Annotated in this window: 7 protein-coding genes; 4 read left to right on the top strand and 3 right to left on the bottom strand. The window is 71.3% G+C overall.

Going from position 1 to position 6,526, the window contains the following annotated elements:
* Positions 1-116: 116 nt before the first annotated feature.
* Both LOY02_RS17100 and LOY02_RS17095 read right to left on the bottom strand, forming a co-directional pair.
* On the bottom strand, positions 117-605 hold the full coding sequence (locus LOY02_RS17100; protein WP_410505968.1) for a GNAT family N-acetyltransferase: 489 nt from the start codon (positions 603-605) through the stop codon (positions 117-119).
* An 80-nt stretch (positions 606-685) separates the two neighbouring features.
* Positions 686-2,266, bottom strand: coding sequence for a helix-turn-helix domain-containing protein (locus LOY02_RS17095; protein ID WP_317183575.1), 1,581 nt, complete (start codon positions 2,264-2,266; stop codon positions 686-688).
* A 104-nt stretch (positions 2,267-2,370) separates the two neighbouring features.
* On the opposite strand from LOY02_RS17095, the gene LOY02_RS17090 reads away from it, so the two are divergent.
* From LOY02_RS17090 to LOY02_RS17080, 3 genes are all read left to right on the top strand, one after another.
* On the top strand, positions 2,371-3,639 hold the full coding sequence (locus LOY02_RS17090) for an FAD-dependent oxidoreductase (protein WP_317183574.1): 1,269 nt from the start codon (positions 2,371-2,373) through the stop codon (positions 3,637-3,639).
* Positions 3,640-3,789: 150 nt separating this feature from the next.
* Positions 3,790-4,320, top strand: coding sequence for a dihydrofolate reductase family protein (locus tag LOY02_RS17085; protein WP_317183573.1), 531 nt, complete (start codon positions 3,790-3,792; stop codon positions 4,318-4,320).
* An 81-nt stretch (positions 4,321-4,401) separates the two neighbouring features.
* Positions 4,402-5,304, top strand: a complete 903-nt coding sequence (locus tag LOY02_RS17080) for an ArsR/SmtB family transcription factor (protein WP_317183572.1) — start codon at positions 4,402-4,404, stop codon at positions 5,302-5,304.
* Between the two features lie 197 nt (positions 5,305-5,501).
* On the opposite strand, the gene LOY02_RS17075 is transcribed toward LOY02_RS17080, so the two are convergent.
* Positions 5,502-5,963 (bottom strand): hypothetical protein, encoded by a 462-nt coding sequence (locus tag LOY02_RS17075; RefSeq protein ID WP_317183571.1) that lies wholly within the window; start codon positions 5,961-5,963, stop codon positions 5,502-5,504.
* Between the two features lie 172 nt (positions 5,964-6,135).
* Here LOY02_RS17075 and LOY02_RS17070 point away from each other — a divergent pair.
* On the top strand, positions 6,136-6,526 hold a 391-nt coding region (locus tag LOY02_RS17070), incomplete at its 3' end, for a response regulator transcription factor (protein WP_317183570.1).

Genomic DNA, 6,526 nt, shown 5'->3' with positions numbered 1-6,526 from the left:
CCGAACTTCCGCGTCGACCCCGACGGCACCGTGCGCATGGGCGACGCCTGACGGGGAGGGCTGCCGCGGAACCACCCACCCCCGGCGCAACGGATGGTCGAGGCCTGCCGTCCCGCTCAGTCGATGATCGGTGACCGACGCTCCAGGAGGACGACGTCGCGCCAGACGCCGCGGAGCCGGCCGATGCGCTCACGGATGCCGACCTCGCGAAAGCCGGCACTCCGGTGCAGGGCCCGGGAGCCGGTGTTCTCGGGGAAGGTGCCGCTCTGGATCGTCCAGATGCCCGCGGCCTCGCTCGACGCGACGATGGCGTCGAGCAGCGCCCGCCCCACCCCGAGCCGGCGCGCGGCAGGCGCGACATAGACGGAGTGCTCGACGACGCCGGCGTAGGCGCTGCGCGGCGAGACCGGTGACACCGCGACCCAGCCGAGCACGGTTCCGTCGTCGTCGACCGCGACGAAGCGGTGGTCCGGCGCACGGCCAGCGTCGAACTGTTCCCACGTCGGGACCTCGGTCTCGAAGGTCGCCGCACCCTCGGCGATGCCCGCGGCGTAGATCTCGAGGACGGCGTCGCGGTGGGCGGCGGTCATCGGAATGATCTGCACGTGCCCACGGTAGCCACTGGCTCATGCCGGCTCGTGCTGGGCCGTGCTGGGCCGTGCTGGTCATGCCGGCTCATGCTGGCTCAGTGGCCACGGGACCGCAGCTCCAGGCGGGTCGCCAGGCGCGTCACCGGGTCGGCGAGGTCGAGCTCGACGATCTCCGGCAGCTTCCGCATCCGGTAGCGGAGGGTGTTGGGGTGCACGTGCACACACTTCGCGGCGGCTTTCGGGTCCCCGGGGTGGTCGAGCCAGGCGGCCAGCGTTGCTGCATAGGCGGTTCCGTGTTCCTCGTCGTGGGCGCGCAGCTCGGCGACCGGGCCGGGGGAGGCCACCGCACGTATGCCGCTGACGGCCCTCTCACACACCACCTCGGCCCAGGCGTGCTCCACCGTGACGGCGCCCTCCTCGAGTCGGCCGGCGAGGGCAAGGCGGTGCACCTCCAGCGCCTCCTGACGCGAGCGGGCCAGCTGCGGCAGGCGGCGCACGGCGCTGCCGGCGGAGGCCCGCGCGTGGGGGCGGCTGCGGCGGAGCTCGTCGACGACAGTGCGCAGCCAGGACCAGCTCCCGGGCGCGGACGCGGCGCCCGGATCGTCCGGTTCGAGCTCTCGGACCAGGCCGACGACGTCGTCGTCGAGGATCGCGAGCAGCGGTTGACGCCACGAGAGCCGGCGACAGGCCGACTCCCACGTGTCCAGGCGGTTCTCGGGCTCGAGGGCCGGGTCGCCGCCCAGCACCACGACGCGCCACGGAGGCGCCGGCAGCCACCGGCCTGCCTCCGCGGTGTTGCCGGTCAGGACGTCGCGCAGGCGGTCGGCGGCAACGCGTCGAGCGAGGTCGGTCTGCGAGCGGAGGCGAAGCAGGTGCAGGGCGACGACCGAGGCGGTCTGGGTGAGCGACCTGGTCGTCTCGGCGGCCGGCGGCTCGTCGACGACGGCCCAGATGGACCCCAGCCACTCGTCGGCGGCCCGGACGGGGATGACGAGCCGCGCCCGGAGGTCGCCGTCCGCGGGGACGAAGAAGGGGTCGCTCGACCTGGCGAGGCGCCGGAAGACCCCGCGGCCGCGCAGGCTCGCGAGGACGGTGTCGGGCACCTTCCGGCCGACGATCGTGGACACCCGGACCGGGTCCGCAATGTCCTGGCGGCTCGAGTAGGCGAGGACACGGGACTGGGTGTCCTCGATCGTGACGGGAGCCTCGACGAGGGCCGCGCACGCGTCGGCGAGCGCGAAGAGGTCGTCGTGGACCGGTCCGTCGGTCCGCACGGCCGCGCCGGTCGCGGCCCGGTCGAGGACACCGCGCAGCAGCCACACGACGTGGGCCCACGAGGCGTGGTCGGCGAGCTCGACGAGCGGCACGCCGAGCCGGCGGGCGGCCCCTCGGACCTCGCGGTGACGAGCGGTGCCGCGGCGGAGGACGACACCGCCGCTGCCGACCCCGCGGGCCGCCTCGATGAGGGCCACCGCGGCCTCCGGCGACTCGACGCCGACGCCGAGCAGGAGGTCACCGGCTTGGCCGTGGACCCCGGAGGCGGGCTCGGCAAGCGTGATGTCGTCGACCTCGGGCCCTGGGGCGTCGACGGCGACCCGGAGCAGCCCCCCGCCGAGGGTCCCGGCGACGTCGGCGATGGGAAGTCCGCGGGGACCGGTGGTACGGGGCTGGGGCATGCCCACATGATCACGGCAGGGCTGTTCCAGCGCAACAAGAGTTGCGCCAGGCTTTGTGATGGTGGCACCACGGGGGCGGCACGGGAATGGCCAACCATTGAGATATGGCTTCCGTCACTTCCTCTGGTCTGCCCGTTCCCGAACACGTCGCCGTCGTCGGCGCGGGCATGGTCGGTCTGGCCACCGCCTGGTTCCTCCAGGAGCGCGGAGTCGAGGTCACCGTCCTCGACCGCGACGGTGTCGCTGCCGGCGCCTCCTGGGGCAACGCGGGATGGCTGACGCCGGGCATCGCGACGCCCCTGCCCGAGCCCGCCGTCCTCAAGTACGGCCTGCGCGCCGTGCTCAGCCCGAGCTCACCGGTCTATGTGCCACCGAGCGCGAACGCGAACTTCCTCAAGTTCGTCGCCGGCTTCACCCGCCACTCGACGATGAAGGCGTGGAAGAAGGCGATGGGCGCCCTCGTCCCGATCAACGACCTCTCCCTCGCGAGCTTCGACCTGCTTGGCGAGGGCGGTGTCGACGCGAGGACCTTCGACGCGAAGTCCTTCACCGCCGCCTACCGCACGGCAGAGGAGCGAACCACCCTCCTCGAGGAGATCGAGCACATTCACGCCCAGGGCGGAGACATCACCTTCGACGTCCTCACCGGCGACGAGGCCCGTGCCATCGAGCCGGCGCTCTCGGACGAGATCGGCGCCGCGATCGTCCTGCACGGCCAGCGCTACATCAACCCCGGCGCCTACGTGGCTGCCCTCGCCGACTCGGTGACCGCTCGCGGCGGCAAGATCCTCACGGGTGGGGCGGTCACGGCGCTGCGCGACACGGGACGATCCGTCGTCGTCGAGACCACGACCGGGGCTGCCCAGGAGTTCGACCAGGTCGTCGTCGCCACCGGCGCCTGGCTCGGCAGGCTCGCCCGCGAATTCGGGGTCAAGCGTGTCGTGCAGGCCGGGCGCGGCTACTCGTTCTCCGTCGAGGTCGACGACCTGCCCAACGGACCCGTCTACTTCCCCGCCGCACGCGTCGCGTGCACTCCCGTCGGTGACCGGCTCCGAGTCGCGGGCATGATGGAGTTCCGCAAGCCGGAGGCCGCCCTCGACCGCCGTCGCATTGCGGCCATCGTCGAGGGCGCCCGGCCCCTGCTCCGCGGCGCCGACCTCGACCACCGCCAGGACGAGTGGGTGGGGTCGCGTCCGTGCACCATCGATGGGCTCCCACTCATCGGGGCGACGAAGTCACCGCGCGTCTTCGCCGCGGGCGGCCACGGCATGTGGGGGATCACCCTCGGTCCGGTGACCGGTCGCCTCCTCGCCGAGCAGATGGTGACGGGCAAGGTCCCAGCCGAGCTGCGTCCGTTCAACCCGCTCCGGTGACGCACGAAACGGGGGCCTGACCCCCGGCGACTGGAGATCCCGTTCGGGCACCTGCGCCTCCAACCGTCGGCGGTGGCCGAATCGTTTGGTGGCTGGGGCTTGGTTCGCAGACTTGCGGCGACCCAATCACCCCACGAGAGAGGCAGACCGATGGGAGACATCGTCGCCAACACCATGATCACCCTGAACGGGGTCGCCGGCAGTCCTGAGACCTGGCAGTTCGACTACGTGAGCGAGCCCATGATGCAGGTCGTGGCCGAATCCCTGCATTCGAGCGCCGGACTGCTCCTGGGCCGGCGCGCCTACGAGGAGTTCGCGCACTACTGGCCGGATGCAGACCCCGGCCAGAATCCGATGGCCCCTGCGATGAACGGTCTGCCGAAGTACGTGGTCACCTCAACCCTGCAAGCGGCCGACTGGAGCAACACACAGCTCGTCTCCGGCTCGGACGGGCTGGTGGAGCTCAAGGAGCTCAAGACCACGACCCAGGGCACCTTGAGCATCATCGGCAGCCCCACCCTCGTCCGGACGTTGACCGAGGCGGGCATGGTCGACCAGCTCCGTCTGATGGTCTACCCCCTCGTCGTCGACGACGGTATCCGCCTCTTCGACGGAGCCCGCCGACGAAGCAGCCTGCAGCTCACCGGTGCGCCGAGCTTCCGAACGGTGTCCTGCACCTGACCTATGTTTCGGCCACCCCGGACGAACGGGAGGGCAAGAGATGATCGTTATCAGAGACCCCTCAGATCGCTTGCTCTCCCGATGCGACCGTGGGTCCGCGACGTGCGGCCCCTCCTCGAGCGGCTGGACCTGTCCGTCCTGTCGGCCGTGCTGCCGCCCGGCAAGTGGGCCCCCGACTTCTTCACGTTGTGGTCGCCCAACCCGCAGGTGTCCATCGAGCAGCAGTTGAACGACCTCTCGCAGATGCCCGCTGATGAGCTGCGCCGCGACATCACGGCGCACTGGGAGACAGGCCGACCCGTCGGTGAGGCGCAGGGCCTCGTGCTGAGGTCTGGCGCTGACCTCCCGCGGCTGGTCAGTGACGCGATCTGGTCATACTGGGACACGGCGATCGGGCCGTACTTGGCGCGCATGCGAGCGGTCGTTGCCGACGACGTGGCGTATCGGGCCTCCTTGGCCCTGGCTTCCGGCGTTCTCAGCTTGTTCGAGGACCTGCATCCGGAGGTCAGCGTCGACGAGACGGTGCTGCAGATCTCGAAACCGCATCATGCCCCCGCCACGTACGAGGGCACCCGGATCACCCTCTTGCCGTCTGTGTTCGTGTGTCCCCACCTGTTCATCGGACACGAGGAGGAGAACCAGTTCTCGCTCATCTACCCGGCTCGGGGCGTCGGTCGGGTCTGGGAGGGCCTCGCGCCCGCGGACGAGGCGACGAATGATCTCGCCGCACTGGTGGGGCGATCGCGGGCAGCGGTGCTGCACCGTCTCGAGGTGCCGATGACGACGACCCACCTGTCGCGGGTCATGGAACAGAGCCCGGGAACGGTGAGTGAGCACCTGTCCATCCTGCGCCGGAACGGACTCGTCGTCTCATGGCGGTCGGGCCGCAGCGTCCTGTACCGACGGACACCACTCGCCGAGTCGATCGTGGCGGCTTCCGAGGCCACAGCCGTCGGCGAGCCGGGCGGCTCCACGCCAGCCTGAGGCCGAGCCCACCCCGCCACCGAGCCCACCGCGCCACCGAGCCCACCGCGCCACCGAGCCCACCGCGCCACCGAGCCCACCCCGCCACCGAGCCCACCCCGCCACCGAGCCCGGTGCCCGCCCGGGGTTCGGGCCCGGGCGGGAGGGCTGGGACCACACGTGAGCGCGGATCACGCTCAGCGGCATACGAAACGGGGTCAGGCCTGGCTCGCCGGCACCCGGTTGACCGTGCACACGAACCACTTGACGACGCCGGTGTCGACGGCGTCGCCGGCGGAAATGGCTGCCATCACCTCGTCGAGCGAGTCGAGGACCCCGTCGTGGTCGAGGTCACCGGACGCGAGGGCCGCGTCGTGGCCGTTGGGCAGGGACACGGCGTGGACCTGCCAACGTCCGCCGTTGTAGTCGCGGTAGCCAGGAGCACTCTCCGCGACGCTCGGCTGGGCCGCACCGAAGCTGTAGATGGCGTCGAAGGTGTGGTCGGGGGCGCCGGTGCCGGACAGGTCCGTCGGGGTCGCGACCGTGCGATACAACACGTGGTCCACGTAGAACGCCGGGCCGCTCACGCCAGCGGTTGCCGGGCCCGCGAGGCCGACGGCTGCGGCGCCGGCCGCCAGTGCAGTGAGTGCACTGGCGGACAGGATTCTCTTGATCTGCATAGGATTTCACCTCCGTTGGGCCAGCCGGTCGGCTGGACACAACGATTCAACGGCGATGCGCGCACGGACTCCATGATCGCGCCGTTACCCGGTCCTTACGTGGTGCTGACGTGACGGTCCGACCGGTGTCACGAGCAGAGCCACAACGCTGGAGCGGCCCTATCCTGAGTGCGTGCCGCGGGTGCTCGTGATCGACGACGACTCGACGGTCGCGGAAGTCGTGGCCGCCTACCTCGAGCGCGCCGGGCTGGAGGTCGACGTCGTCGGCGACGGCCCCGCCGGTATCACGGTCGCGCGGGAACGCCGTCCAGACGTCGTCCTGCTCGACCTCATGCTGCCCGGGCCCGACGGCCTCGAAGTGTGCCGGCAGCTCCGGCAGGTCCATCCGGGGCTGCCCGTCATCATGGTCACCGCGCGTGGCGAGGAGCCCGACCGGGTGCTCGGCCTTCAGATCGGCGCCGACGACTACGTCACCAAGCCGTTCAGCCCGCGCGAGCTCGTTCTGCGCGTCCAGTCCGTGCTGCGCCGCGTGGCCCATCCCGCCGCGGGACGACCCGACGCCG

It is taken from the genome of Intrasporangium sp., from assembly GCF_032907665.1.
In the GTDB taxonomy this organism is placed as follows: Bacteria; Actinomycetota; Actinomycetes; order Actinomycetales; family Dermatophilaceae; genus Intrasporangium.
This window is presented reverse-complemented; position numbering and strand designations above follow the sequence as displayed.